At 42.4% G+C, this 278-nt stretch carries 2 protein-coding genes; both read right to left on the bottom strand.

Translation table 11 applies throughout. The annotated features are described in order from the left end of the window. Nucleotides 1–161, bottom strand: a 161-nt coding sequence (locus HMPREF2606_RS10925; protein WP_141759945.1) for a contact-dependent growth inhibition system immunity protein, incomplete at its 3' end; no start/stop codon positions are given. Next, nucleotides 162–233 (bottom strand): hypothetical protein, encoded by a 72-nt coding sequence (locus tag HMPREF2606_RS11295; RefSeq protein ID WP_349267266.1) that lies wholly within the window; start codon nucleotides 231–233, stop codon nucleotides 162–164. It abuts the gene before it with no gap. Nucleotides 234–278 lie beyond the last annotated feature (45 nt).

Raw genomic sequence — 278 nt, 5'->3', positions numbered from 1 at the left:
GTCGTGCCTAAAGTTCCATTGTCGGTATCCAATGGCAGGATATGGGGGGGATATAGGTGGTCTGGAGCATATCGCCCAAATCCTGACCATGTTTGAATAATCAAGGCTCTTTCATTTGCCTTATAGCCAGCCCAATAATCTTGTTCTTGATTGAAAGTCATTTATTCGATCTCCGTAATTTTGACTGTAATGTTTTGACTTTTGCCATACTCTACCACACGTTGCAACTGCAATCTTTGCTCCTTATTAGTTTGTGCGGGTATGGCCAGATGGATTTC

It is taken from the genome of Neisseria sp. HMSC070H10 (assembly GCF_001837635.1).
GTDB classification, from domain to species: domain Bacteria; phylum Pseudomonadota; class Gammaproteobacteria; order Burkholderiales; family Neisseriaceae; genus Neisseria; species Neisseria subflava_A.
The sequence above is the reverse complement of the archived record's forward strand: the minus strand, read 5'-3'. Positions and strand labels throughout refer to the sequence as shown.